Source organism: uncultured Gordonia sp. (genome assembly GCF_937858515.1).
Lineage (GTDB): Bacteria > Actinomycetota > Actinomycetes > Mycobacteriales > Mycobacteriaceae > Gordonia.
The window spans coordinates 21,454-45,972 of record NZ_CALLZT010000208.1 but is presented as its reverse complement, the minus strand read 5'-3'; the positions used below and the strand labels follow the sequence as shown (position 1 = coordinate 45,972).

Below are 24,519 nucleotides of genomic sequence, written 5' to 3'. Positions count from 1 at the left end.
GTGGGACGTGCGACGGCGCGGCGGGTGGGACGTGCGACGGCGCGGCGGGTGACGGAGTGCCTGAGTCTTCTGTCATGGTTCGGTAACCGCGTCACCGATCCCGGCCAGCGCGAGCAGGTGCGGGGTTTCGGGCCCCTTCACCAGCGCGGCGGCCGCGAGTTTGTCGACGGGCCCTTCGCCGTACGACGGGCAGTCCTTGGCCAGAATGCACACCCCACACGCGGGTTTGCGGGCGTGACAGACGCGCCGGCCGTGGAAGATCACCCGATGGGACAGGTCGGTCCATTCCTTGCGTTCGATGAGCTCGCCGACGACCCGTTCGACCTTGACTGGGTCGGTCTCCGCTGTCCACTGCCAGCGCCGCACTAGCCGTCCGAAATGGGTGTCGACGGTGATGCCGGGGACGCCGAAGGCGTTGCCGAGGACGACGTTGGCGGTCTTGCGGCCGAACCCGGGCAAGGTAACCAGATCGGCGAGGTTGTCGGGCACCTCGCCGCCGAACCGGCCGACGAGCGCCTGACCGAGGCCGATGATCGAGTTGGCCTTGTTCCGGTAGAAGCCGGTGGACCGGATCATCTCCTCGAGTTCGGTACGGTCGGCCTCTGCGTAGGCGCGGGCGTCGGGATAGGCGGCGAACAGTGCAGGCGTGACCTGGTTGACGCGCACGTCGGTGCATTGCGCCGACAGAATGGTGGCCACCGACAGTTCGAGCGGGGTGGTGAAGTCGAGCTCGCAGTAGACGTGGGGGAACGCGATCTGCAACGTGCGGTTCATCCGCCGCGCACGACGCACCAGACCCAGCCGAGTCTCGTCGCGGCGGCGGGCCGCCGACCGCACCGGTGTCGTCGTTCGAGGGCTCACCGTGTTCAGACTAGTGTCCCGTGCCGGCTTGCCGTCACCGAGTACCGTGGCGCCTTTCACCGTCGGCGCCGCCTGCGACCTGCACAATAATGGCGCGCACCATACTTCGAGGTCGGTGCGTGCTGGGTCACCGCATGTCGTCCGGTCGGTTGATAACAAGTCGGTGACAGCACGGCTCTGGGTTTCGCCCTCGTGGGGACGATTGTGTTTACTGTCCGTATGCAAGGGCTCGCCGCGTTGCTCGTCCCCGCCGTACTCATGCTGTTCGCCGTAGCGATGGACAGGGTGCAGTGCCGCCTCGACAAACTGTCGGTGTCTCCGGCGCACGTCGATGAATTCCTGGCGGATGCCGACGAGGAGGACGTCAACAATCTCGCAAAAGCCGGCTTCCCGGCCGCACTCGATGAACTCCGCGACCGCCGCGCCGGGCGTGACGATCACCTGACCGAATCAAGCGAAACCGACCTGACCATCACTCGGGCTTTCCGAGCCAGCTGATTTTCCTGATTTCCGGCCCACTCCGATCACGATCGGGGTGGGCCGAATTGTTGCCCCACGTTGTTACGGCTATTGCCCAACACCGGCGATCGAGACCCGAACACCACATTGACGCACAAGTGACCCATTCAACACTTATGCTTGGGGCCGGAGTAGCCTGTCACCCTGAGTTGGGTGATCGAACGAGAAAGGTTCCTAGTGGAGGAAGTACTGGCGCGGGCGGGCATATTTCAGGGGGTCGAGCCCTCCGCCGTCGCAGCGCTCACCAAAGAGCTTCAACCGGTCGATTTTCCGCGTGGACATGTGATCTTCCACGAGGGTGAGCCGGGTGACCGCCTCTACATCATCCTCTCGGGGAAGGTCAAGGTCGGCCGCCGTTCGGCCGATGGTCGAGAGAACCTGCTGACCATCATGGGTCCGTCGGACATGTTCGGTGAGCTGTCGATCTTCGACCCGGGCCCGCGTACGTCGTCGGCGACGACCGTCACCGAGGTGCGCGCGGTGTCGATGGACCGCGACGCCCTGCGCAAGTGGATCCAGGATCGTCCGGAGATCGCCGAGCAGCTGCTGCGCGTGCTGGCCCGACGTCTGCGCCGCACCAACAACAATCTGGCCGACCTCATCTTCACCGACGTCCCCGGTCGCGTCGCCAAGCAACTCCTGCAGCTCGCACAGCGGTTCGGCACCCAGGAGGCGGGCGCGCTACGCGTCACACACGACCTCACGCAGGAGGAGATCGCCCAGCTGGTCGGCGCCTCCCGCGAAACCGTCAACAAGGCCCTGGCCGACTTCGCCCAGCGCGGCTGGCTGCGACTGGAAGGCAAGAGCGTACTGATCGCCGATTCCGAGCGCCTGGCCCGCCGCGCCCGCTGACTCCCGGCGTCACGCGATGATGCCCGTCACCTCACGGTGGCGGGCATCCTCACTCCTCCCGCAGGTACTCCAGCTGCGCCTTGACCGACATCTTCGCCGCCGGCCACAGCTTCTTGTCGACGTCCGCGTACACGCGCTTGACCACCTTCATCGGCTTCGCCTTGCGCGGCGACTTCCCCATCGCATCGAGCGCGGCGACGATCTGGTCGATCCGCTCCTCCCGATGAGCCTTGTAGTACCGCGCGACGGGGATGAGCGCCGGATGGTCGGGCCCGTGCGCGGGCAGCAGATGACACTGCTCCCCTTCGACGATGAGCCGGTTGAGTGAGTTCAAATAGTCACGCAGACCACCGTCGCTGGGGTCTAGGACGGTGGTACCGCTGCCGAGGATGGTGTCTCCGGTGAGCATCGCCCTGTCGTCGCCGTGTTCGACGAGGAAGCTCACCGAGTCGCCGGAGTGGCCCGGCGTGAACAGCACGGTGATCTTGAGCCCGGCCGCCTCGATGACCTCCCGGTCCCGTAGCGGCGGCGCGTCGCGGCAGTGTTCGTCGAGCCTGGCCCGGGTGGGCACTTTGGTGCGCTTGTACAGCTTCGGGATCGCACCGACGTGATCGAAGTGCCGGTGCGTGATCAGCGTCAGCACGATACCGGGCTGCCGCGCGATCCGTTTGACGTGCTTGCCGTGCCCGGGCGGCCCCGGGTCGACGATCACGCATTCGGGGTGTCCGGGTGCGCGCAGCACATAGGTGTTGGTGCCGTCGAGTTCCATCATCCCCGGGTTGTGGCACAGCAGTACCGACGCGAACGGTGTCACCGGCCGCAGCACGCCGTACGCGGGGTGGACGAGAGCGTCTTCGGTCATGTCCGCAAACACTACGCCGTGACCGCCCGTCTCCCCGTCCGGTCCAGCAGCAGATAGCCGGCGGTCGTCAATACCCCGGCCCCGACGACGACCATCAGCACGCCGTACCCGGACACGCCTACCACCACGCCGGCGAGCGCTCCCGCACCGGCAGCGGCCAGCCCCATCGACGAGTCGGCCAGGCCCTGCGCACCCAGCCGCGCGTCGTCGGGCACGCCGATGATGTTCAGGCTCGCGCCGCCGTGCGCCAGATGCACCGGAGTCAGCGACATCGCACCCACCATCCCACCGCGCTACGCGCCCAATCCCGGAGCCGAATGTCGCTGTCTCCCAATACCTATCGCGAGAACTTCAAGCCGGCCACCCGCTAGCCGGGTCCGTCTCCGATCGCTCACATCGCGCCGAAATGCTTGCTGAGCGAGGGATAGTTGGTGATCTCCCAACCACCGTCGACCACGAGGCTGGTCCCGTTCACGTACGACGCCGCGTCGCTCGCGAGGAACAGGCAGACGTCGGCGACCTCGTCGGCTGTTCCGGGCCGGCCGGCGGGGATGCGGTCGAGAAAGTCCTGCCGGACGGGTTCGATACCGAGGATCGGGGCTGTCAACGGTGTGTCGATGAGCCCGGGAAGCACTGCGTTGACGCGGATTCCGTGCTTGGCCAGCTCGAGTGCGGAGTTCTTGCTGAACATCTCGACCGCAGCCTTGGCGGTGGTGTAGCCGCTGCCGAGGTCCATCGGCACGTGCGCGTTGAGGGAGGAGACGTTGACGATCGCACCGCCGTTGCCACCGGCGATCAGCTGCCGCGCAATGTGCTTGGTCGTCAGGAACGTTCCCTTGAGTACGACGTCGAGCGTGAACGACCAGTCCTGTTCGGAGATGTCGACGATCGCACCGACCATGGTGGTGCCGGCAACGTTGAATCCGTAGTTCAGCGAGCCGAATCGCGTGACCGCGCCGGCGACCGCCGCCTCGATCTGAGCACCGTCGCGCACGTCGACCGTCGCCGGTTTGAACCGATCCCCCAGTTCCGCAGCGGTTTTCGTCAGGTTGTCGGCGGAGATATCGATGCCCAGCACGTTGGCGCCGGCGTCGATCAGCTTGCGGGACACAGCCAAGCCGATTCCCGATGCGGCACCCGTCACCACCGCGGTCTTCCCCGAGAATTGACCCATGCTCACCCTCCTGTTGTCCTAAACCCCACCGCTCAGCCTCGGCATCGCAATAATTGTGATGCCTCGGCTGAGCGGTGGGGTTTAGGACAGGAAGTTCAGCCGACCTCGACGATCAGCTCCACCTCGACGGGCGCGCCCAGCGGCAGTTCGGCGACACCGACGGCCGATCGGGCGTGCACACCGGCATCGCCGAAGATTTCACCGAGCACTTCCGATGCTCCGTTGATGACCTTCGGCTGCCCGGTGAATCCGGGGGCTGAGGCCACGAAACCGACCACCTTGACGACCCGGACGATCGCATCGAGGCCGACGAGGGCGTCGACGGCGGCCAGCGCGTTGAGCGCGCACTGTCGGGCGCCCGCGTACGCCTGGTCCGGGCTGACCACCCCTTCGGCGGTTTCACCGACCTTGCCGGTGACGGGCAGCGCGCCGTCGACGATCGGCAGTTGTCCCGACGTGTAGACGAGGCTCCCGGTCCGGACGGCGGGCACGTAGGCGGCGACAGGTTTGGCGACGGGCGGCAGTGTGATGCCAAGTTCGGCCAGTCGCTGCGTCCAGCTCACAGGCGGTCAGCTCTTCGGGCGCTTGAGGTAGGCGACGTGCTGTTCGCCGGTCGGGCCGGGCAGCACGCTGACCAGTTCCCAGCCGTCGGCACCCCACTGATCGAGGATCTGCTTGGTGGCGTGGGTCAGCAGCGGCACGGTCACGTACTCCCACACAGTGAGTTCACTCATGGACCTACCCTAACCGGAGGGGTCTTCCCATTAAGGTGTTCGGTGTGGTCAATGAGGTACCCCTAACGCCCGACGCGTCATCACCGACCGACGTCTGGCCCGCCAAAGCCGAGCGCGCACGGCTTCATTTCGTGTCCGGTAAGGGCGGAACCGGTAAGACGACGGTCGCCGCCGCGCTGGCGCTGGCACTCGCCGCCGACGGCAAGAAGGTCTTGCTGGTGGAGGTCGAGGGCCGCCAGGGCATCGCGCAGCTCTTCGACATTCCGCCGCTACCGCCGACGGACACCCGTATCGCCACCGCCGAGGGCGGCGGGCAGGTGTCGGCGCTGGCCATCGACATCGAGCACGCGCTCCTGGAATACCTGGACATGTTCTACAACCTGGGTTTCGCGGGCCGGGCGATCAAGCGGATCGGTGCCATCGACTTCGTAACGACGGTGGCTCCCGGCCTGCGTGATGTGATCATCACAGGCAAGATCAAGGAACGCATCATCGCCGTCGACACGCAGGGCAGACACGTGTACGACGCCGTGGTGGTCGATTCACCGCCCACCGGCCGGATCGGCAGCTTCCTGGATGTGACCAAGGCGATGGCCGACTTGGCCAAGTCGGGGCCGATCCGCAATCAGAGCGAGGGCGTGGTAAGGCTCCTGCATTCGGAGCAGACTGTCGTGCATCTGGTGTCGCTGCTGGAGGCGATGCCGGTCCAGGAGACGATCGAGGCGATCGACGAGTTGCACGGCAAAGACCTGACGATCGGAACCGTGCTGGTCAACCGGGTACGCACGCCGCTGCTTCCGGAGGCCGAGATCGATGACATCGCCGACGGCCGCATCGACGCCGGCCGGATCAAGGAGCATCTGGCCGAGGCCGGGTTCCACGCGTCGGATGCTGATGTGGCGGGGCTCCTGACGGAGACCATCGATTACGCGCGCCGGCATCAGGCGCAGCAGATCGCCCGGGGCCAGCTCGACAACGTCGACCTGCCGGTGCTCGATCTTCCGGAGATCGGCGACGGGATCGATCTGGGTGCGGTGTATGAGTTGGCGGCTGTGCTGCGGAAGGCTGGTGCTTAGATGGCTGTCGATCTGAAGATGGCGTCGATCCTCAAGGATCCGGATACACGGGTGGTCCTCTGCTGTGGCGCCGGTGGTGTCGGCAAGACGACGACGGCCGCGGCGATGGCGGTGTATGCCGCCGAGCAGGGTCGACGGGTCGCGGTGCTCACGATCGATCCGGCGCGCAGACTCGCGCAGTCGCTCGGGGTCACGGCGCTCACCAACGATCCGCAGCCGGTGGATCTGGACTGTGCGGGTTCGCTGGACGCGATGATGCTCGACATGCGCCGCACGTTCGACGACATGGTGATCGAGCATTCGGCACCCGATCGGGCCGCCGCGATTCTGGAGAATTCCTTCTATCAGACGGTGGCGTCGTCGTTCTCGGGGACGCAGGAGTACATGGCGATGGAGAAGCTGGGCAAGCTGCTCGCGGAGAATCGCTGGGATCTGATCGTCGTGGACACACCCCCGTCCCGGAATGCGCTCGATTTTCTAGACGCACCGAAACGCCTGGGGTCGTTCCTGTCGGGGCGCCTGATGAAGGTGCTGGTCGGCGGTGGCCGCGGAGTGGGCCGCATGGTGACGGGCGCGATGAGCATGGCGATGCGCGGCATCTCGACGATTATCGGCGGTGAGATGCTGCGCGACGTCGCGATGTTCGTACAGTCGCTCGATTCGATGTTCGGCGGTTTCCAGGAGCGGGCGCTGCAGACCTATGAGCTGCTCAAGCGGCCCGGCACCCGGTTCGTGGTGGTCGCCGCCGCCGAGGCCGACGCCCTGCGCGAGGCCGCGTTCTTCGTGGACCGGTTGTCGGAGGAGTCGATGCCGCTGGCCGGGTTGATCCTCAACCGCACGCACCCGAATCTGACGTCGGTCACCGATTCATCGGTGCAGGTGGCTCTGGATCGGGTGACCGACGAGCTGACGCGGGGCGTGCTCAACATTCACGCCGATCGCGCCGCGACTGCCAAGCGCGAACTGCACCTGTTGCAGCGGTTCACCGCGTCCCATCCGGCGGTCCCGATCGTCGGTGTTCCCGCCCTGCCGTTCGAGGTGGCCGACAAGGCCGCCCTTCAGGCGGTGGCGGAACAGATCGTCAGCCGCGGCTGAAATCCTGAATCCGCGCTGAAATCCTGAATCCGCGCTGAATCATTGGCGCCCGCTCGCTGATCGCGAGCGGGCGCAGTTCTTTCTATACGGCCTGGCGGCGTTTTTGGGCGTCGAAGAACTCGGCCCAGGAGTTGACTTCGGGGTGCTGGCGCAGGAGCGCGCGACGCTGACGTTCGGTCATGCCGCCCCAGACGCCGAATTCGACGCGGTTGTCGAGGGCATCGGCTCCGCATTCGAGTTGGACGGGGCAGTGCCGGCAGATGGTGGCGGCCTTGCGCTGGGCTGCGCCGCGGACAAACAGTTCGTCGGGGTCTCCGCCACGACATCTGGCCTGGGAAACCCACAATTGCCGATCTTCTCCCATGAAAACCGCCGCTGTTGCCATCCGCCGACCCCTTCCTTCGCCCTGTCTCAGCGTCGGCGCGGTTCACGTGTGACCTGCTTGCCGGGTGTGTGAGCACCACCGGAGCCGCATTCACAACGAGGACTACGCCACTCTGGAAATCGAATGTTACTTGAGTCACATTCGATCCTTAATCTAGGGTTCCCCGTTTGCGTACGCAAGTCCTGAGGAGACAAAAAATGGGACCACCGTCCAAACGGGTGACAGGCACCCGGGAAGCCTCCGCGGCAGGTGGTTGCGGCGGCACCGGACGCGGGTGGTGGTTTAGCAGCTTCACATGATCGGCACGTATCCTGTCGACGTGTCGCTGATGAAGAAGTTCTGGCCTCTGACCTGGGCGTGCCTCCTCGCCGGAGTCCTCGTCGCGGGTCTGCTGTACCCCGCGGCCAGCGGGCTGGGAGTCGTGTCCAACCGGGCGGCGTCGGCGGTCGAGAACGTGTCCTCGGAGTTGGTCGACGGAGCGATGCCCGAGGTCACGACGATGACCGACGTCAACGGCAAGCCGATCGCGATTCTCTACGACCAGTACCGCACCCAGGTCGGCTACAACGACATCTCACCCAACATGATCCGCGCGATCATCTCCATCGAGGATCGCCGGTTCCTCGAGCATGACGGCGTCGACTGGAAGGGCACGCTCCGAGCCGCGCTGAAGAACTCGTCGTCGGGTGAGGTGCAGCAGGGCGCGTCCACGCTCGACCAGCAGTACATCAAGAACTACCAGCTGCTGGTGCTGGCCCGGACCGAGGCCGAGCGCGAGTCCGCGGTGGAGACCACCCCCGCCCGTAAGCTACGCGAGGTGCGGATGGCGCTGACGATGGAGCAGACGCTGCGCGATCAGGCCAAGCGGGAGAAGGGCCTGAGCGACGTCGCCGCCAAGCAGGAGGCCAAGAAGCAGATCGTCACCCGCTACCTGAACGTGGTGCCGTTCGGCAACAACTCCTACGGCATCGAGGCTGCCGCGCAGACCTACTTCGGCAAGAAGGCCAAGGACTTGACCCTGGCCGAGTCGGCACTGCTCGCGGGTACCGTGCAGTCCAGTGAGGCGCTGAACCCGTACCGCAACCCCGAGGGCGCCCGGGTGCGCCGCAACACCGTGCTCGACACGATGCTCACCAACTTCCCGGAGCTGCGCGCCGATATCGAGAAGGCGCAGGCCGAGCCGCTGGGCGTGCTGCGTAGGCCCCGCACTCCGCAGCAGGGCTGCATCTCGGCCGGCGACGACGGCTTCTTCTGCGACTACGCGTTGCAGTTCCTGGCGGAGAACGGCCTCTCGCGCAACACGGTACTGCGGGGTGGTTACACGATCCGCACGACGCTCGACCCGTCGGTTCAGCAGGTCACCAACGCGGCGACGCAATCCCAGGCCAGCCCGAGCGCCGAGGGGATCGCCGATGTGATGAACGTGATCCGGCCGGGCAAGAAGTCGCACGATGTGCTGGCGATGGCGTCGAGCCGGTTCTACGGACTCAACAGCAAGGCCGAGCACACGGTGCAGCCGCAGCCGTTCTCGATGGTCGGCGACGGCGCCGGGTCGATCTTCAAGATCTTCACGGTGGCCGCGGCCATGGAGAAGGGCCTGGGCGCGGGTGCGGCGATCTCCGTACCGGGGTCGATCGCGGTCGAGGGCATGGGTTCGTCGGACGGCGCCAACGGGTGCCCGGCCGGCATGTACTGCGTCCGCAACGACGGCGCGTACCCGGCGACGATGACGATCTCGCAGGCACTGGCCATGTCCCCGAACACGGCGTTCGTGAACCTGTTGCAGCAGGTTGGAGTGAAGCCGACAGTCGATATGGCGGTGCGGCTGGGGCTGCGGTCCTACAACAGTCCGGGTACTTCCGGTATCGGCGACAAGTCGATCGCGGCGGTCGTCAAGGACGGCAACCTCGGTTCGTTCACACTCGGCCCGACCGCGGTCAACACGCTCGAGTTGTCGAATGTGGCGGCGACGCTCGCCTCTGGCGGCGTGTGGTGCCCGCCCAATCCGATCGCCTCGATCAGCAGCATCAAGCGGGACAAGTACGGTAACCCGATGCTCGACGCCAAGGGCAACCCGGCGCGGGTTCCGGTTCCGTTCACCCCGCCCAAGTGCGAGCAGGTCGTCGAAGAGGGGCTCGCGAACACTCTGGCGTTCGTGATGGGTCAGGACCACATCGGCGGCACCGCGGCCGCAGCGGCGAACAGCCAGGGCTGGGGACTGCCGATGTCCGGTAAGACGGGCACCACCGAGGCGCATCGATCGTCGGCGTTCCTCGGTTTCACCAATCAGCTCGCCGGCGCGGCGTACGTGTACAACGACGGTCCCAATCCGTCGGGCATCTGCACCAGCCCCCTGCGGCAGTGTTATGACGGCGACCTGTATGGCGGCATGGAACCGGCCCGCACCTGGTTCCGGGCGATGGGCCCGATCGCGACCAAGTTCGGTCCGGTCCGGTTGGCCACGCCGGATCCGCAGTTCATGGCCGGTAACGACAAGGGCCGGGTGCCTCAGGTTGCCGGGTTGCCCGCGAGTTCGGCCAAGTCCCGGCTGCAGTCGGCAGGTTTCAAGGTCGCCGAGGTCGAGGTCGACAGTTCCCGGCCACAGGGCACGGTGGTGACCACCGTTCCGTCGGGTTCGGCGATGCCGGGCAGCACGATCACGATCTCGGTGTCCAACGGCCGCCAGCGGACGAGCCGCAACCGTGGCACCACCAGCACCACCACCACGGTCAACGTCCCCGGCGTAGGCCCGGTAGAGATCGAACTCCCCGGCGGCTGAATGACACCACGATCCGCGAGCGAGGCGAGCGGGCCCCCAAATACCGGTAGTCTGTGACGATGGTTGCGTTTGACACGAACTTCCGGGTGCCCGTTTCCGGTGAGGCTGCTGCGCGTGCTGTTGCCGGGTTGGCGGGTCTCGCGGCCGGCGGGTTGTTCTATTCGACGGTGATCGAGCGCAATGCGTTCACGCTGCGGCACACGACAATGGCGGTGCTGGAGCCGGGTGCGACGCCGCTGCGGGTACTGCATATCAGTGATCTGCACATGATGCCGCGCCAGCATCTGAAGCAGGCGTGGTTGTCGGAGCTCGATGCTCTGGAACCGGATCTGGTGGTGAATACGGGCGACAACCTGTCTCATCCGGCCGCGGTTCCCGCCGTGGTGCAGTCGTTGGGCGGCTTGTTGTCGCGTCCGGGGTTGTTCGTGTTCGGGTCGAACGATTATTTCGGTCCGAAGCCGAAGAATCCGTTCAAGTATTTCAAGAAGAATCACAAGCGCACGCATGGCGATCCGTTGCCGTGGCAGGATCTGCGGGCCGCATTTGTCGAACGTGGCTGGCTGGACGCCACGCACACGATCCGTGAGCTTGAGGTGGCCGGCGTACGGATCGCCGCGGCGGGTGTCGATGATCCGCACATCGAGCGGGACCGGTACGAGACGGTGGCGGGTCGGCCGAATCCGTTGGCGCATCTGCGTTTGGGTTTGACGCATTCACCGGAGCCGCGGGTGCTGGACAGTTTCGCCGACGACGGCTACGACCTGGTGCTGGCCGGACATACACATGGCGGCCAGTTGTGTTTGCCGTTTTACGGTGCGCTGGTCACCAATTGCCATATCGATCGGTCGCGCGTGAAGGGTCCGTCGAATTGGGGTTCGACGATGAAGTTGCATGTGAGTGCTGGAATCGGGACGTCGCCGTATGCTCCGGCCCGGTTCTGTTGCCGTCCGGAGGCAAGCTTGTTGACACTGACCCCGGTCTCACACGGCGACGCCGATTTCGACGAAGCGTACTCCTTGCCGCCTGCGACGGTCGGCAAGGAGCCCGCCAAACGCTAGTCGTCCAACGCACCGTCTCGATCCTGAGGGCGAGACAACGAAGGAAACGCCAGCCGTCCAGCCCACCTTCTTGACCCCTGCGGGCGAGACAACGAAGGAAACGCCAGCCGTTCGGCCCACCGTCTTGATCCCTGAGGGCGATGCGACGAAGGAGCGAGCGTCTCGAAGGGTCCGGTGACGTGCCCACACGTGGTGACCACATCGAACCCACCACTCCTCAGGGATCCAGAAGGACGCAAGAAGCTAGCGCGGCGTGGCGGTTTCGGCTCCACGGACGATGACCTCCATCGTCGACCAGGTCCGCACCGGTACCGGTCCGCCCTTTTCCTGAACGCGGCCATGGACCCACTTGATACCCAGCGACGCGGCCTGCGCGGCGGCGTTGTGAGTGGTGGTGAAGTCGAAGGTGCGACCACCGAAAGTCAGCGACGCCGAGACCGGCTGTGATTCACCGTTCTCGCGGTCTTCCCACACCACTTTCGATTCGACGTCGGCGTTGGTGGCGATGATGGGGTCGAAGCCTTGACGAGGCCAGGTCGCGGTGGCGTACCCGCCGGCGCCGAGCATGGCGTTGCCGGTTTCCCAGGTGCCGTCTTCGTGGATGGCGCCCCACACGAACCAATAGTGTTCCAGCCAAGCGATTTTGGACAGTTGGGCGCTAAGACCGGGGATGCAGTACATGCGATCTATACCACCGTATCCGCCGGTGATCTTCTTTCCGTCGACGGTGCCGGCGACGGAGCAGCCGGAGCTGGTGTAGCCGACGGGATCGGGGTCGCCGGGGACGTCGATACGGGTGACGTTTCCGGTCAGCGGGGTCAGTTCGATGTCGACGACGTCCTCTTCCTGCCAGATGTATTTGGTCGGCGACAGGGTGATGTTCATGGGGTGTTTGATCATCATGTCGAGGTTGGCGGGCATGATGCGGCGGCGTTCGCCGCGGCCGAGCCAGACGGCGGGTCCCCAGTAGAGGTCGGTTTCACCGGGGATACGTACGCCACGTGGCTTTTCCCAGATATCGGCGGGACATTCGTGGACGGTGAAGTCGTAGGCGCAGCTTTGCGAGAGGCTGCGGACGATCTCGTAGCGTTTGCCGTCTTCGGTGTCGACCATGGCCCACAGGAATGACAGGTCGTTGTGCAGGCCGGGAAACTGTGGGTCGCCGGTGGAGTGGTCTTGGGTGGACGCGTCCACGAGCGATACGTCGGCGATGATATCGGCGTTTGCGACGTCGAATGAGGACATGTGCGGTACCTTCCGATCGATACTTTTACACAGTGTCAGCTTTTACGATACGGCCTGTCAAGATCACCCGAGGGCCGGTATCGTGACGCACGTGAGTGAGCCCGCAGCCCGCGCCGTCGGCGAACGTCGCACCCCGACCAAGGGGGACGCGCAACGCGCTCGCATCATCGACGCCCTCGTAGAACTGCTCGACACCCATCCGATCGCCGAGGTGTCGGTGATGCGGATAGCCAAACAGGCGGGCATCACCCGGCCGACCTTCTACGTGTACTTCGAATCCAAGTACGCCGTTCTCGCCGCCGCCGTCGACAACGTGTGGAAACAGTTCAAGACCGCGCGATTCCCGATCGCCGCGGTGGACCCGCAGCTCACCCCGGCAGAGGTGACCCGGCGGCTCACCGACAGCGCGGTGCAGGTGTGGAGCAGACACCACCGGTTGATCGCGGCTGTCCTGGAAGCACGATCGTCCGACGAACAACTGGCCCGGTTGTGGGACGGACTTCTGGAGCAGAACCGCGAGCAGATCCGTAGCGTCCTGGAACTCCTGCGCGCTGCCGGCCACATCCGGCCCGTTTCCGACGACCTGCCCGCTCTCGTCGAAGCACTGTTCGGGATGACGGTGTGGTCGCTGGTCAACAGCACCTGGCCCGACGATCCCGGGGAAAGCGATCCCCACCAACGCCTCGCCGACGTGATCTCGGCGATCTGGCTGGCGTCGGTCTGGGGAGTCGCACCGGATTCCGATCACCGGTAGATCAGCGGAGCCGGCTGCCCGGCGACCACCGGTATCGATCCGCACGGCCGGCCCGATCATCGGCTACTGTTTTCTCGTGCCATCTCTCGGAGCTCTCGTGAGCGGGTCTCCGCTTGCCCGGATTTCCCCCGATACCGCCCGTTCCCGCATCACCGACGTCAACGACGGCATCATGGCCGTCGCCGGTATGAGTCTGGGTCTGGCAGGTGCTGAGGTCAGCCGGACCACCGCGTACGCCGTCATCACGATCAGCGCGGTGGTGGGTGCGCTGTCGGTGTTCGGCGCCGAGCTCGGCGAGGGTTTCGCCCAGCGCGAGGCCGAGTTGGCGACGGTCGCCGAGGAACAGCGCCTCCTCGAACTCGAACCCGAGGAGGAGATCGAGGAACTCGTCGAGTGGTTCGAGGCCAAGGGTGTTTCCACGGAGACCTCCAGGAAGGTGGCCGAGGAACTCTCGGATGCCGATGCCCTTTCCGCGCAGCTCGAGATCGAGTACGGCATCCGGGAACTGACCAGCACCCGCGATGCCTGGGCCGAAGGTTTTTCGGCGGGCATCGGCTTCCTGATCGGTGCGCTTGCCCCTGTCGCCATCGCATACCTCATTCCGTTCGGATGGCGGGAGGAGTGGACGATCATCGCGGCCATCACCTCGTTGATCGTCACCTCGTTCGTTCTGGCCAGCACCGGCGGATCCAACATCGGCAAGACCGTGGCCCGTTCGGTGATCATGGGCGCCGGTACGCTCGCGGCGTCCCATTTCCTCGGCGACTGGCTGATCTGACCGGACGCAATCCGTCAACGACTTTCACGCCAGGGATCTGAATTACCTTGCCGTGCAGCTCATCCCGATGTGACCCGCGGCTTCGTCCACACCAGACCGTCATCGAGATCGGCGCGGTTGGTGTGCCAGGAGTCGCGAACGACGTTCTGCGCCATGGTCCACGGGTAATCGTCGGCTGATCGCGGCATGAGTGCGGCACCACGCCGCAAGTAGCCCGACTGCATGTCGAGGAACGGCCGGTCCGGGTGCGGCCCGGTGTATACGGGTACGACGACGCTGCGGTCGTGACCGGACAGACGCTTGAGGATCCGGGTGACGAGCCGCGCAGTCATGTCGGCGCGGACAGTGAACGACAGGTTGATGTAGCCGACGCAGAACGCGAAGTTCGGTACGCCGCTGAGCATCGCACCACGGAACACCACGGTGTCGGCGCCGTTGACGGGCTCACCGTCGACGGTCAGGGCGATCTTGCCGAGCAGGCTGATCGACAGACCCGTCGCGGTCACGATGACGTCCGCGGAAACCGTTGTGCCGTCGGCAAGTTCGATGCCGCCCTCGGTGATGGTGCGAATATTGCCGGTAACGATCTGCGCACCACCGTCTTTCAGCGCCTTGAACAGGTCTCCGCCCGGCGCGATGCACAGCCGCTGATCCCACGGATTGTAGGGCGGGTTGAAGTGGGTATCCACCAACGTTTCCGACCCGGTGCCGCTGATCGCGCCGGACCGCAGCAATTTGCGCATCGTCTTGGGCGCCCGCCGGCACGCCTGGTACAGCCCCCATTGCAGCGCGGTGTTTTTCACCCGCATGATCTGATGTGCCCGTGCAGGCGCCAGTTTGCTGCGCAGCAGTCCGGCGACCGGATCCTTACGGGGCTCGGCCAAGATGAAACTCGGTGTGCGCTGTACCATCGTCACCCGCGCACCGAGCTTCACCAGGCTCGGCACCAGCGTCACCGCGGTGGCACCGGACCCGATCACCGCGATCCGCTTGCCGTCCGGTTCGAAGTCCTGCGGCCAGAACTGCGGGTGGATGATCTGCCCGGTGAACCGCTCCCGACCCGGGATCTGTGCGTCGTAGGGCTGCTCGTAGTCGTAGTAGCCGGTGCACACGATGACGAACCGCGCCCGGATCTGCTGTTCACCGCCGTCGATAACAGTCTTGACTGTCCATCGGGCATCGCCGCCGGACCAGTCGGCGCCGACGACACGCGTGAGGTAACTGATGTGCTTGTCGATCCCGTAGGTGGTGAGCACCTCGTCGAGGTAATCGAGGATCTCATCCCCATCGACGATCGAGTTCTCCCCCCGCCACGGATGAAACGGGAATGCGAGGGTGAAGAAGTCCGAATCGGATCGGACACCCGGGTACCGGAACAGGTCCCACGTCCCGCCGATCCGCTCCCGCGCCTCGACGATCCGATAGCTCAGCTCCGGGCACTGCTCCTGAACACGGTAGGCGGCGTCGATGCCGGAGATCCCCGCCCCGATGATCAGGACATCACAGTCGGTTGCGCTACTCACCATCGAGCTCCTCGCCGTCCCAAACCCCACCGATAGCCGGCGGCACGTCAATTATGTCGATGCCGATCCTCAGCGGTGGGGTTTATGCACGATGTTGCATGAGCTGTTGCACAGACCCGTGGAGAACGAGGAAGCCCTGACCGGGTTTCCCCTGGTCAGGGCCTCTCCTGCTATCTCAACCTAGCGTCGGGGTGGCGGGATTCGAACCCACGACCTCTTCGTCCCGAACGAAGCGCGCTACCAAGCTGCGCCACACCCCGTGTGCAACCTCAGAAAGGTTACATCACGACCGGTGACGTACGGAAATCGCCTGGTCAGGGGGTGAATCCAGGATAGTGGGGCGGGTGGTTCTCCGGACAGGTCGGGTTCTCCGGCTATCAGGCGCGGTACTCGGTGAGGAATATGGCCTCGGCCAGCGCCAGGTGCTCGATCTCCGACGGATCCACCGACTCGTTGGGCGCGTGGATCAGGCACGCCGGTTCCTCCACACCCAGCAGCATGATCTCGGCGTCGGGAAAAGTCTCGGCGAGGACGCTGCACAGCGGGATCGAACCACCCTGCCCCTGCCGGGCCACCGGCACCCCGTACGACGCAGACAGCGCGTCGACGAGGGTGTCGTGGCCGGGCCCGGCCGTGGCCGCGGAGAACGGTGACCCGACGGCCTCGCGCTCCACCGATACGCGCACACCCCACGGTGCGGCCGCGGTCAGGTGGTCGACGAGCAGGTCCTGGGCACGCATCGCGTCGACACCGGGCGGCACGCGCAGGTTGATGCGGGCCCGGGTGCGGGGCACCACCGACGCCGACGACCCGACGACGGCCGGGCAGTCGATGCCGAGGACGGTGACCGCCGGGCGGGCCCATAACATCTCGGCCACCGACCCCGAGCCGATGAGTTCGACACCGTCGAGAACCTGTGCGTCGGCGCGGAACGCCTCCTCCGGATACTCGACGCCGGACCAGCTCTGATCGGCGTCCAGACCGTCGATCGTGGTGTCGCCGGCCGCGTTTCGCAGGGTGGCGAGCATCGCGATCAACGCTGCCAAGGCATCGGGGGCGGCGCCACCGTACATGCCCGAATGCATCGCCGAACCCAAAGCCTCCACGGACACAACGACATTGGCTACACCGCGCAGGCTCGTGGTGAGCGTGGGCCTGCCGGCCGCGACGTTGCCGGAGTCGCAGATCAGGATGACGTCGGCCGCGGCGAACTCGGGCCGGGACACCACGAAGTCCTCGATGCCACCGCCGCCCTGTTCCTCCGAACCCTCACCGAGGATCTTGACGGTGACCGGCAGTTGCCCGGGTGCGATCGGGGCACCACCGGCGAGGGCCCGGAGTGCGGTGAGGTGCACGGCGATATTACCCTTGCAGTCGGCCGCACCCCGCCCGTACCAGCGACCATCCCGTTCGGTGAGTTCCCATACGGGAGAAGCCCATTCATCCTCTCCGAGCGGCGGCTGCACATCGTGGTGGAAATACAGCAGCACCGTCGGAGCACCGTCCGCACCGGCGATACTGCCGGTGACGGCCTTGCTGCCGTCGGCGGTGACATGTGCTGCGGCATCGGCGAATCCGAGTTCGCCGAACGCCGCCAGCAGCCAGTCGACCATGCCGTCGCATTCGGTGACCGGAAACTGTTCGGCGTCGAACACGGACCGGAACGCCACCATCTCGGCCAGATCCGCCCTGGCCCGTGGCATGAGATCGCGGACCTGTTCCCGCAGAACGCTGTTCGTCGGACCCATCAGGATTCCTCCGCTCGTCAGACGAGTTCGGCCGCTTCGATCCGGCCCGAGGCGATCGCCTCGATCATCGCCGCGTGATCACTGTCGTTGATGGCTGCGTAGCTCAGCGCGAACTCGGTGATGGCCTCGTCGAAATCCTCATTGCCGTCGAGGTAGGCGGCGATCGCGTGCCGGCTCGCAGTGCGGGCGTGAGCGCGGCCGAGTGTCCGGCCACACAGCGCCGCATAGGTTTTCATACCCTTGGGCCCCAGCGCCTCGACCACCACCGAGCCTTTGCCGTCGCGCAGCTGCCGCACGTAGTAGTCGTGCAGATGATTGTCGATGTCACGGCCGGTGATGGCGCCGAGGAACTGATCGCTGCCGGCCTGCATGACCTGCTGCCCCTCGATCACCCGCCACCCCTGACCCGCATACTCGTGGCCCGGGACATAATCCGCGAGCACCGACCGCTGGGCCTGCTTGACCTGCAACATCAGCGGATCGTTCTCGCCCTTGCCCCACATCAGGATCACCCATGCCTGCAAGCCGACGCTGCCCACGCCGACGACCTTGCGTGCCACATCGACGATGTCGAACTGGTCGTAGAGCGCACCGATGTGTTCGGGCAGGCTCGCCCGGTACAGACCCATGAGCGCCCTGCCGTTGGCGGCGACTTCGCCCGCCGTCCGCACGCCGCCGCCGGGGAACATCCGGTCGGTCGCCAGTTCCGTCAGCGGCACCAGCAGCGGCGGATCGCTGCGAATGTGCGCGCGGCCCGCATCATCGACCCAGCACAGTTTGCTGACGGCCTGCATGCTGTCGCGGTGCCGCGCCTTCTTCAGCATCTTCTGGGTGCTCTCGGCAGTCGAGCTGTCGAGTCTCTTGCGCAGTTCCGGCAGCCGGTTGTCGACGTCGATCCTCGCGTACCAGCAGTCCAACGTCGACAGTTCGACGCTGGCGAGCAGATAGTTCCGGTAGTACCGGGCCACCGCCCTGGCGTGTTTGGCTGTTTGCTTCTTCTTGAATCCGTTGTTCCTGCCCGCGATCACCACGCTGGCCGCGAGCCGCTTGACGTCCCACTCGAACGGTCCGGGGTGGGTTTCGTCGAAGTCGTTGATGTCGAAGATCATCCGGCGTTCCCTGGTGTAGAACACCCCGAAATTGCTCAGATGGGCATCACCGCACAGCTGTGTATGAATGCCGCTGTCCGGGGTGGCCGCGAGATCCGCGGTCATCACCGCCGCCGCGCCCCGGTAGAACGTGAACGGAGTGGCCGACATCCGTGCATGCCGGACCGGGATCAGGTCCTGGTCCCTGGTCAGTGCCTGTTCCTCCACCACCGACACCGGATCGCGCCGACCGGACGCCCCGGGTACCTCGGCAAGTTGAGCTATCGTCGCTGCGCTGATTTCTTCCTCCTGGAGCTGATCACCCAACGGTCCTGTGTCGGGCGGACATAGGACGATTGTCGCACCGCACCAACGGCGCGGCAGGCCGATTCGCCGACGCCCTAGGGCCCCTCGGCGTACGAGTCGGCGAACGAGACCCGCGGCGTGGTGGCCGCCTGATACCCGGCGATCGCCGCCAGCACCAGAGCGGCCAGCCCGAACACCGCGGCCACGACGATCAGCGCAATGGTCACCACGGTGGCGAACGCGGAGTCGACGGGATCGGTGACGAGCGCACCGAACGCCGCGAGCGCGGCACCGAGCAGTGCCCACGCGGCGGCACGCACTCGGGGGCCGATCACCGAGGCGTAGAACAGCCGCTGGTAGATCGTCGTCTCGTACTCCTCGACGGCCGCGATGCGCACCGGATCACCGCCCGACAGCGACCGCAGTTCCCGCGCGAGTTCTGCCCCCGTACCCAGCCTCGCCGTCTCCCGGTCCCGGTAGTGCACGTACGCGACGACGGCGACGGCCGCGGCGATCAATCCCAGTCCAGCCCACCCTGTATCCACGAGGTCACACGCTACCCGGACCCGCCCTGACGCCGTGCGTCAGCTCACACGAAGGCCCGCTCGAAAATTTCTGCCGCTATGTAGCCAGAAATTTTCGGGCGGGCCGGGACCAGGGTCAGACCCGGGCGGTCACCGTGTGTTCGATGTTGCCCCGGGTCGCCTTCGAGTACGGGCAGAAGGCATGGGCGCCGTCGGCCAGCGCCTGGGCCTGCGCCTCGTCCAGCCCGGGCAGGTAGGTTTCGATGGCGGCGGTCAGCCCGAACCCGCCCTCGCTGTCCTTGCCGATACCGACGGTCACCTTCACCGTCGTGCCCTCGGGGACGCTCACTCCCTGCTGACCCGCGACCGCACGCAACGCACCGAGGTAGCACGCGGCGTAGCCGGCGGAGAACAGTTCTTCAGGGTTGCTGCCCTCACCGCTGCCACCCATCTCCACGGGCGGGCGGAGTTCGAGATCGATCCTGCCGGTCTCCGAGACGACCTCGCCGTCACGGCCGCCACCGGCCGCTGTTGATGAAACGTGGTACACGGCGTCGACTGCCATTGATTTCTCCTGGGGTGATGTCTTTCACTGACGTTCCCCATTGTGCCCCCGACCAGACGCCCCGTGCGGGAAGTCCGCACGGCAACGTCGGCCGAAGCCCGCTCCTCAGCGTCTACCGAAGCCCGATCCGGGCCGGACCTTGTTGGGCGCGGGCAACCAGTCGTTGACCTCTTTTCGCAGCGTGCACAGCGCGGAGAAGGCCAGCAGCACCAGCTGCGCCCAGCCGATCACGACTATCACCACCGACAGCCGCTGGTAGGCGAACAGCAGGTCGATACCGATCGGGATGCACATCATGTTCACCACGACCACCGACAGGTACACATTGCGCATGCCGCGGCTGTTGTGTTTGGCGGTATTCACCAGCAGCAGATACTCCACCGCGAGGAACACTGCGATCAGCACCAGCATCACCGGCGGGAACGTCGATGACATCCCGGAGATCTTGTCTTCGGGGGCGGCGTTACCGGGGTCGTTGCGCACACCGTCGAGCAGCCGTGCGTACAGCAGATCCTGGATGGTGCCGAGATTGAGGAACCCGTAGATCAGGCAGATCGCCCCGGCCGACGCCGCCGCCCAGAAGCAGGCGACGGCGTGTTTGGCCAGTGGCACCGGGACGGGTCCCGGATTGGTGTTGCGCACCGGATACAGACCCGCCCGGTCCCGGTCGTGCGACGAGCGTTTCGCCAGTTCGGCCATGTCCTCGGCGTCGAGTTCGGCCTGGCTCGGAATGTCCTGATCGTGGAAATCCCCGTCGCCACGCTCTGTCATCGTCGGCCCATCCTCTCGTTCGGACCCTCTCGCCTCAGACGAAGACGCGTCACTTCCGGAGATGATCGAGCACGAAGTCGGTGCCGGGCAACAGGGTTGCCAGCATCGGCACCACGTGATTGACGATCACCTTGGTCAAGATCGGCGGAGTGCTGTCGGTGTGGAAGGTGACTTTGGCACCCTGGGCGGTCCAGTTTCTGTACAGATCCCTGACCTGACCATACGGGATCACGTCGTCGTGCAGGCCGCCCTGCAGGTAGACCGGCGCATTGGGCTTGAGCTTGCCGATCCGGTTCTCCTCGAGAACCGCGATCGCCTCCGGGTACATATCGACGAGCTGGCTGAGCGTCTTGCCCGATTTGGTCCAGCCGCTGGTGCGCTGGAACGCCGTGCTCAGGATGCTGTCACCGATGCACTGGGTGGAGATCTGCTTGAGTTTGGCCAGGCCGCTCGGGCTGGCCTCCTTGTTCACCAGTTCGCGCAGGGCCGGGTAGCGATCGGTCATGCCGTTGATGGTGTAGCCGATGGCCGCCGAGATGGTGGTGCCGTCGACAGCGGCGAGCACCTTGCGCAGGTCGGCAGGCGGGGCGCCGGCGTAGGTGGCCTTCACCTTCAGCTCGGGTGCGTACGTCTGGGCCAGCTCAGCGGCCGACGCCGCCGCACCACCACCCTGCGAGTAGCCGACGAAACCGACCGGTGAATCCTTCGACGCACCGCTGGCGTTGATGGCCGCGCGGGCGCCGTCGAGCATCGCGTGCCCGGTCTCGGCGCGGTTGACGTAGGTGTGGATGCCCGGGGTGCCGAGGCCGATGTAGTCGGTGACGAACACCCGGACACCGTTGAGCAGGAAGATGTACATCTCGGGCGCGGTGTAGTTGAACGCGATCGACGGTTTGGTGACGTCGATCGACATCGGGAACGACATCTGCTTGGACGGCGCACACTGATCACCCTGGCCGATGGTGCCGGACCCGACGACGACGGTCGGACGCGGACCCTTGCCGGTCCACGGTGCGGTGGGCTCGACGACTGTTCCGGTGACGGCGACCGGCTTGTCGTGAATGTCGCGAGAGGTGTACATCACCTTCTTCGCGTTACCCGGCCACTGGTTCTTGATCCCCGGAATCTGCATCACGAGCGGAATCGACTGCGTCTTGAGGACCGCTCCCGGCGTATCTGCGATGTTGGCCGGCGGCATGTAGAAGTCCGCCGCCGACGCCTCCGGCGCGGCCACCGAGGCCATCGTCGCGGTCATCGCCCCTGCCATCAGCACGGCCGCAGCCCGTGCACCCCGAATCCGCGAACCCTTACGGCTTGCCGTATCTCCCCTGAGAATTCCCATAGATCGGTAGGTTACCCCACAGTAACCGGGTCAAGTGTCCCGCACCTCACCGAATGGAGATGACGCGATCACCCTCTCGATCCCTGAGGCCGAAGCGACGAAGGCGCGAGGTACGCGTCGGGTCCGGCGAGACGAAAGCCTCACCGGACCACCCCCGAACTCAGGCGAGCAACTCCGCGATCTGAATAGTGTTGAGCGCGGCGCCCTTTCGCAGATTGTCACCCGCGACGAACAACGCCAGACCGCGACCGTCGGGCACGCCCGGGTCCTGCCGGATCCGCCCGACCAGCGAGGCATCCTTACCCGCCGCATCAAGCGGCGTGGGTACGTCGGAAAGCTCCACTCCGGCAGCCGATCCCAGGATCTCCCGCGCCCGCTCCGGCGAGATCGGCTCGGCGAACTCGGCATTGATCGACAATGAGTGCCCGGTGAACACCGGAACCCGCACGCAGGTACCGCTCACCAGCAGGTCGGGCAGGCCGAGGATCTTGCGCGACTCGTTGCGCAGCTTCTGATCCTCGTCGGTCTCGCCCGACCCGTCGTCAACCAGCGCACCGGCGAGAGCGACGACGTTGAACGCGATCGGCGCCACATACTTGACCGGGTCCGGGAAGGCCACCGACGATCCGTCGTAGACCAGCTTCTCCGCCTCCGGGGCCACCGCGCGCACCTGCCCGGCGAGTTCCTCCACACCGGCCAGCCCGCTGCCGGACACCGCCTGATACGACGACACGATCAGCCGCTGCAGCCCGGCCGCGTCGTGCAGCGGTTTGAGCACCGGCATCGCCGCCATCGTGGTGCAGTTGGGGTTGGCGATGATGCCCTTGGGCGGGTTCTTGGCCAGTTCACCGTTCACCTCGGACACGATCAGCGGCACGTCGGGGTCCTTGCGCCATGCCGACGAGTTGTCGATGACGGTCACGCCCGCGGCGGCGAACCGCGGCGCCTGCTCCCGCGACATCGTCGCGCCCGCGGAGAACAGCGCGATGTCCAGACCCGACGGGTCGGCCGTCGACGCGTCCTCGACGACGATCTCGCCGTCGCCCCACGGCAGCTTCTTGCCCGCTGACCGCGCCGACGCGAAGAACCGCACCTCGTCGGCCGGGAACTTACGCTCGGCCAGCAGTGCCCGCATCACGCCGCCGACCTGGCCGGTCGCACCGACGACACCAATACGCAAAGCCATGTGATCTACCTTCCGGTTCCGGCGTAGACGACGGCCTCTTCGTCGCCGCCGAGGTCGAACGCCTCGTGCAGGGCACGCACGGCGTCGTCGAGTTCAGTGTCCCGGCACAGCACCGAGATCCGGATCTCCGAGGTGGAGATCAGTTCGATGTTGATGCCGACATCGGCCAGGGCCTCGCAGAACGTGGCCGTGACACCCGGATGCGACTTCATGCCCGCACCCACCAGCGAGACCTTGCCGATGTGGTCGTCGTAGAGCAGTTCGGTGAAACCGATCTCGTCCTTGAGCGAGGTCAACTTCTCGACGCCGAGCGGGCCCAGCTCACGCGGCAGGGTGAAGGTGATGTCGGTCTTGCCGGTCTCGACCTTCGAGATGTTCTGCAGCACCATGTCGATGTTGATCTCGGCGTCGGCGACGGCGCGGAACACCTTGGCCGCCGAACCGGGCTTGTCGTCGAGGCCGGTGACGGTGATCTTGGCCTCGCTGCGGTCGTGTGCGACGCCGGTGAGAATGGCTTCTTCCACGGGAATGTCCTCCATTGAGCCGGTCACGATGGTGCCGGGCTTGGTCGAGTACGACGAGCGCACGTGAACGGGAACGTTGTAGCGGCGCGCGTACTCGACGCAGCGCAGCATCAGCACCTTGGCACCACAGGCCGCCATCTCGAGCATCTCTTCGAACGACACCGTCTCCAGGCGACGGGCGTCGGGCACTATGCGCGGGTCGGCGGTGTAGATGCCGTCGACGTCGGTGTAGATCTCGCACACATCGGCCCGCAGCGCCGCGGCGAGCGCGACGGCGGTGGTGTCCGAACCGCCGCGGCCGAGGGTGGTGATGTCCTTGGTGTCCTGCGAGACGCCCTGAAAGCCCGCGACCAGCACGATCTTGCCCTCGTCGAGCGCGTTGCGGACGCGGCCGGGCGTGACGTCGATGATCTTGGCCTTGCCGTGGCTGCTGGTGGTGATGACACCGGCCTGTGAGCCGGTGAACGACTGGGCCTGCGCACCGAGCGAGGCGATCGCCATCGCGACGAGCGCGTTGGAAATACGTTCACCCGAGGTGAGCAGCATGTCCATCTCGCGGGCCGGCGGTGCCGGGTTGACCTGCTGGGCCAGGTCGAGGAGTTCGTCGGTGGTGTCGCCCATCGCCGACACCACGACGACGACGTCGTTGCCCTGCTTCTTCGTCTCGACGATGCGCTCGGCGACACGACGGATCCGCTCGGCCGTCGCGACCGAGGATCCTCCGTATTTCTGCACGACGAGTGCCACGCCGATTCCCTTCTGTCATGCGG

Annotated in this window: 25 protein-coding genes and 1 tRNA gene; 8 read left to right on the top strand and 18 right to left on the bottom strand. The window is 65.8% G+C overall.

What is annotated here, in order from left to right; genetic code table 11:
• Positions 1-72 precede the first annotated feature (72 nt).
• Positions 73-774 (bottom strand): endonuclease III, encoded by a 702-nt coding sequence (gene nth / locus Q0627_RS20260; RefSeq protein ID WP_291014237.1) that lies wholly within the window; start codon positions 772-774, stop codon positions 73-75.
• A gap of 306 nt (positions 775-1,080) precedes the next feature.
• On the opposite strand from nth, the gene Q0627_RS20255 reads away from it, so the two are divergent.
• The gene (locus tag Q0627_RS20255; RefSeq protein ID WP_291014225.1) at positions 1,081-1,359 is read left to right on the top strand and encodes a hypothetical protein; all 279 of its coding nucleotides are present in this window, start codon (positions 1,081-1,083) and stop codon (positions 1,357-1,359) included.
• A 198-nt stretch (positions 1,360-1,557) separates the two neighbouring features.
• Positions 1,558-2,232, top strand: coding sequence for a Crp/Fnr family transcriptional regulator (locus Q0627_RS20250; RefSeq protein WP_005185087.1), 675 nt, complete (start codon positions 1,558-1,560; stop codon positions 2,230-2,232).
• 49 nt (positions 2,233-2,281) lie between these two features.
• Here the strand turns inward: Q0627_RS20250 and Q0627_RS20245 are convergent, their stop codons facing one another.
• From Q0627_RS20245 to Q0627_RS20225, 5 genes are all read right to left on the bottom strand, one after another.
• Positions 2,282-3,094 (bottom strand): MBL fold metallo-hydrolase, encoded by an 813-nt coding sequence (locus tag Q0627_RS20245; RefSeq protein WP_291014223.1) that lies wholly within the window; start codon positions 3,092-3,094, stop codon positions 2,282-2,284.
• 11 nt (positions 3,095-3,105) lie between these two features.
• Positions 3,106-3,366 (bottom strand): hypothetical protein, encoded by a 261-nt coding sequence (locus tag Q0627_RS20240; RefSeq protein ID WP_291014222.1) that lies wholly within the window; start codon positions 3,364-3,366, stop codon positions 3,106-3,108.
• Between the two features lie 119 nt (positions 3,367-3,485).
• Positions 3,486-4,268: an SDR family NAD(P)-dependent oxidoreductase gene (locus Q0627_RS20235; protein ID WP_291014219.1), complete on the bottom strand. Its 783-nt coding sequence runs from the start codon at positions 4,266-4,268 to the stop codon at positions 3,486-3,488.
• Between the two features lie 95 nt (positions 4,269-4,363).
• Positions 4,364-4,831, bottom strand: a complete 468-nt coding sequence (locus tag Q0627_RS20230) for a RidA family protein (RefSeq protein ID WP_291014216.1) — start codon at positions 4,829-4,831, stop codon at positions 4,364-4,366.
• 6 nt (positions 4,832-4,837) lie between these two features.
• A complete protein-coding gene (locus tag Q0627_RS20225) occupies positions 4,838-5,002 on the bottom strand; it encodes a DUF4177 domain-containing protein (protein WP_291014213.1) in 165 nt (54 codons plus the stop codon).
• A gap of 44 nt (positions 5,003-5,046) precedes the next feature.
• On the opposite strand from Q0627_RS20225, the gene Q0627_RS20220 reads away from it, so the two are divergent.
• Complete coding sequence (locus tag Q0627_RS20220; RefSeq protein WP_291014211.1) at positions 5,047-6,078, top strand: ArsA-related P-loop ATPase; 1,032 nt, start codon at positions 5,047-5,049, stop codon at positions 6,076-6,078.
• Positions 6,079-7,173, top strand: coding sequence for an ArsA family ATPase (locus Q0627_RS20215; RefSeq protein ID WP_291014208.1), 1,095 nt, complete (start codon positions 6,079-6,081; stop codon positions 7,171-7,173).
• Positions 7,174-7,255: 82 nt separating this feature from the next.
• Here Q0627_RS20215 and Q0627_RS20210 read toward each other — a convergent pair whose 3' ends face one another.
• A complete protein-coding gene (locus Q0627_RS20210; RefSeq protein WP_291014205.1) occupies positions 7,256-7,558 on the bottom strand; it encodes a WhiB family transcriptional regulator in 303 nt (100 codons plus the stop codon).
• Positions 7,559-7,853: 295 nt separating this feature from the next.
• Between Q0627_RS20210 and Q0627_RS20205 the strand changes: the two genes are divergently transcribed.
• The gene (locus Q0627_RS20205) at positions 7,854-10,337 is read left to right on the top strand and encodes a transglycosylase domain-containing protein (RefSeq protein ID WP_291014203.1); all 2,484 of its coding nucleotides are present in this window, start codon (positions 7,854-7,856) and stop codon (positions 10,335-10,337) included.
• Between the two features lie 59 nt (positions 10,338-10,396).
• Positions 10,397-11,395: a metallophosphoesterase gene (locus Q0627_RS20200; protein WP_291014201.1), complete on the top strand. Its 999-nt coding sequence runs from the start codon at positions 10,397-10,399 to the stop codon at positions 11,393-11,395.
• A 243-nt stretch (positions 11,396-11,638) separates the two neighbouring features.
• Here Q0627_RS20200 and Q0627_RS20195 read toward each other — a convergent pair whose 3' ends face one another.
• Positions 11,639-12,640: a hypothetical protein gene (locus Q0627_RS20195; RefSeq protein ID WP_298812267.1), complete on the bottom strand. Its 1,002-nt coding sequence runs from the start codon at positions 12,638-12,640 to the stop codon at positions 11,639-11,641.
• A gap of 91 nt (positions 12,641-12,731) precedes the next feature.
• Here Q0627_RS20195 and Q0627_RS20190 point away from each other — a divergent pair, with 91 nt between their 5' ends.
• A complete protein-coding gene (locus tag Q0627_RS20190) occupies positions 12,732-13,394 on the top strand; it encodes a TetR/AcrR family transcriptional regulator (protein WP_291014197.1) in 663 nt (220 codons plus the stop codon).
• Positions 13,395-13,491: 97 nt separating this feature from the next.
• On the top strand, positions 13,492-14,172 hold the full coding sequence (locus Q0627_RS20185; protein WP_291014194.1) for a VIT1/CCC1 transporter family protein: 681 nt from the start codon (positions 13,492-13,494) through the stop codon (positions 14,170-14,172).
• 59 nt (positions 14,173-14,231) lie between these two features.
• Here Q0627_RS20185 and Q0627_RS20180 read toward each other — a convergent pair whose 3' ends face one another.
• The 10 genes from Q0627_RS20180 to Q0627_RS20135 form a co-directional block, all read right to left on the bottom strand.
• Positions 14,232-15,698, bottom strand: a complete 1,467-nt coding sequence (locus Q0627_RS20180) for an NAD(P)/FAD-dependent oxidoreductase (protein WP_298812262.1) — start codon at positions 15,696-15,698, stop codon at positions 14,232-14,234.
• Positions 15,699-15,881: 183 nt separating this feature from the next.
• Positions 15,882-15,955: transfer RNA gene (locus Q0627_RS20175), tRNA-Pro, on the bottom strand.
• Between the two features lie 117 nt (positions 15,956-16,072).
• The gene (locus Q0627_RS20170) at positions 16,073-17,443 is read right to left on the bottom strand and encodes a dipeptidase (RefSeq protein ID WP_298812258.1); all 1,371 of its coding nucleotides are present in this window, start codon (positions 17,441-17,443) and stop codon (positions 16,073-16,075) included.
• 17 nt (positions 17,444-17,460) lie between these two features.
• The gene (locus Q0627_RS20165) at positions 17,461-18,831 is read right to left on the bottom strand and encodes a DUF2252 domain-containing protein (RefSeq protein WP_298812277.1); all 1,371 of its coding nucleotides are present in this window, start codon (positions 18,829-18,831) and stop codon (positions 17,461-17,463) included.
• A 101-nt stretch (positions 18,832-18,932) separates the two neighbouring features.
• Positions 18,933-19,382 (bottom strand): hypothetical protein, encoded by a 450-nt coding sequence (locus Q0627_RS20160; protein ID WP_291014186.1) that lies wholly within the window; start codon positions 19,380-19,382, stop codon positions 18,933-18,935.
• Positions 19,383-19,497: 115 nt separating this feature from the next.
• Positions 19,498-19,926 carry an organic hydroperoxide resistance protein gene (locus Q0627_RS20155; RefSeq protein ID WP_291014184.1) on the bottom strand — a complete coding sequence of 143 codons (429 nt, stop codon included), beginning with the start codon at positions 19,924-19,926 and terminating at the stop codon, positions 19,498-19,500.
• A 105-nt stretch (positions 19,927-20,031) separates the two neighbouring features.
• Complete coding sequence (locus Q0627_RS20150; RefSeq protein ID WP_291014183.1) at positions 20,032-20,697, bottom strand: hypothetical protein; 666 nt, start codon at positions 20,695-20,697, stop codon at positions 20,032-20,034.
• A gap of 49 nt (positions 20,698-20,746) precedes the next feature.
• A complete protein-coding gene (locus Q0627_RS20145; protein ID WP_298812275.1) occupies positions 20,747-21,964 on the bottom strand; it encodes a lipase family protein in 1,218 nt (405 codons plus the stop codon).
• A 235-nt stretch (positions 21,965-22,199) separates the two neighbouring features.
• Positions 22,200-23,225 (bottom strand): aspartate-semialdehyde dehydrogenase, encoded by a 1,026-nt coding sequence (locus tag Q0627_RS20140; RefSeq protein WP_298812252.1) that lies wholly within the window; start codon positions 23,223-23,225, stop codon positions 22,200-22,202.
• 5 nt (positions 23,226-23,230) lie between these two features.
• Positions 23,231-24,496 carry an aspartate kinase gene (locus Q0627_RS20135; protein WP_291014177.1) on the bottom strand — a complete coding sequence of 422 codons (1,266 nt, stop codon included), beginning with the start codon at positions 24,494-24,496 and terminating at the stop codon, positions 23,231-23,233.
• Positions 24,497-24,519 lie beyond the last annotated feature (23 nt).

What these genes read in the sequence shown, in the direction of transcription:
- Q0627_RS20170 (WP_298812258.1), bottom strand. Translation starts at nt 17,443, where the DNA reads ATGGGTCCGACGAACAGCGTTCTGCGGGAACAGGTCCGCGATCTCATG.
- Q0627_RS20245 (WP_291014223.1), bottom strand. Translation starts at nt 3,094, where the DNA reads ATGACCGAAGACGCTCTCGTCCACCCCGCGTACGGCGTGCTGCGGCCG.
- nth (WP_291014237.1), bottom strand. Translation starts at nt 774, where the DNA reads ATGAACCGCACGTTGCAGATCGCGTTCCCCCACGTCTACTGCGAGCTC.
- Q0627_RS20200 (WP_291014201.1), top strand. Translation starts at nt 10,397, where the DNA reads ATGGTTGCGTTTGACACGAACTTCCGGGTGCCCGTTTCCGGTGAGGCT.
- Q0627_RS20225 (WP_291014213.1), bottom strand. Translation starts at nt 5,002, where the DNA reads ATGAGTGAACTCACTGTGTGGGAGTACGTGACCGTGCCGCTGCTGACC.
- Q0627_RS20155 (WP_291014184.1), bottom strand. Translation starts at nt 19,926, where the DNA reads ATGGCAGTCGACGCCGTGTACCACGTTTCATCAACAGCGGCCGGTGGC.
- Q0627_RS20210 (WP_291014205.1), bottom strand. Translation starts at nt 7,558, where the DNA reads ATGGCAACAGCGGCGGTTTTCATGGGAGAAGATCGGCAATTGTGGGTT.
- Q0627_RS20205 (WP_291014203.1), top strand. Translation starts at nt 7,854, where the DNA reads ATGATCGGCACGTATCCTGTCGACGTGTCGCTGATGAAGAAGTTCTGG.
- Q0627_RS20240 (WP_291014222.1), bottom strand. Translation starts at nt 3,366, where the DNA reads ATGTCGCTGACTCCGGTGCATCTGGCGCACGGCGGCGCGAGCCTGAAC.
- Q0627_RS20235 (WP_291014219.1), bottom strand. Translation starts at nt 4,268, where the DNA reads ATGGGTCAATTCTCGGGGAAGACCGCGGTGGTGACGGGTGCCGCATCG.
- Q0627_RS20215 (WP_291014208.1), top strand. Translation starts at nt 6,079, where the DNA reads ATGGCTGTCGATCTGAAGATGGCGTCGATCCTCAAGGATCCGGATACA.
- Q0627_RS20140 (WP_298812252.1), bottom strand. Translation starts at nt 23,225, where the DNA reads ATGGCTTTGCGTATTGGTGTCGTCGGTGCGACCGGCCAGGTCGGCGGC.
- Q0627_RS20255 (WP_291014225.1), top strand. Translation starts at nt 1,081, where the DNA reads ATGCAAGGGCTCGCCGCGTTGCTCGTCCCCGCCGTACTCATGCTGTTC.
- Q0627_RS20145 (WP_298812275.1), bottom strand. Translation starts at nt 21,964, where the DNA reads ATGGCAGGGGCGATGACCGCGACGATGGCCTCGGTGGCCGCGCCGGAG.
- Q0627_RS20150 (WP_291014183.1), bottom strand. Translation starts at nt 20,697, where the DNA reads ATGACAGAGCGTGGCGACGGGGATTTCCACGATCAGGACATTCCGAGC.
- Q0627_RS20180 (WP_298812262.1), bottom strand. Translation starts at nt 15,698, where the DNA reads ATGGTGAGTAGCGCAACCGACTGTGATGTCCTGATCATCGGGGCGGGG.
- Q0627_RS20195 (WP_298812267.1), bottom strand. Translation starts at nt 12,640, where the DNA reads ATGTCCTCATTCGACGTCGCAAACGCCGATATCATCGCCGACGTATCG.